The organism is Oleiphilus sp. HI0128 (assembly GCF_001635365.1).
In genome coordinates this window covers 1-785 of sequence record NZ_LWGG01001105.1, presented here as the reverse complement: position 1 = coordinate 785, position 785 = coordinate 1, and the positions used below count along the sequence as shown (strand labels likewise).

Below are 785 nucleotides of genomic sequence, written 5' to 3'. Positions count from 1 at the left end.
AAACAATATGGCTCAATTCTTCCTCCCTTCTTGTACTACCTCTCATACTTCACGTTTTTACCGCTCAAGTATCCATCAAATCATTTCAAGCTGGCGAAACCCACACATATAGTCTATTTCTTATTGTCTAGATTTCTTTACTCTCTTGATCTGACGAATAGGATATTCTCGATGAAATTTGAAAAATACTTAACTGTGCTAGCACGTAATGACGGTTCTGATTTGTATTTAAGTACCGGCGCGCCGCCTTGCGCAAAGTTTCACGGAAAGTTAAAACCGCTAGAGCAAGAGCCTTTACAGCCTGGGGTAATACAAGATATTGCATATAGCGTGATGGATAGCGAACAAACAAAGGAATTTGAGCAAGAGCTAGAAATGAACCTAGCCTATACAATTTCCGGTGTTGGTCGCTTCCGTATCAATATATTCAAACAGCGAAACGAGATTTCAATCGTTGCACGTAATATCGTCACAGAGATTCCAAAGGCTGATGACCTGGGTTTACCGCAAGTATTAAAAGAGGTCGTAATGGCTAAACGTGGCCTAGTGTTATTTGTTGGTGGTACAGGTTCGGGCAAATCTACCTCTCTCGCAGCACTCATAGATCACCGTAACTCGAACGCAGGTGGTCACATTATCACTATCGAGGACCCTGTAGAGTTCGTCCATAAACATAAGAAGAGTGTAATAAACCAACGTGAAGTCGGGGTTGATACCCGAAGCTATAGAGCCGCGCTTAAGAATACTCTGCGTCAGGCGCCGGATGTTATTCTAATTGGTGAGAT

The 785-nt window shown here is 42.5% G+C and carries 1 protein-coding gene; it reads left to right on the top strand.

The window, feature by feature from the left end; all coding sequences use genetic code 11:
- Nucleotides 1-171: 171 nt before the first annotated feature.
- The coding region (locus A3763_RS18825) for an ATPase, T2SS/T4P/T4SS family (protein WP_197482979.1) at nucleotides 172-785 on the top strand (614 nt) is incomplete at its 3' end.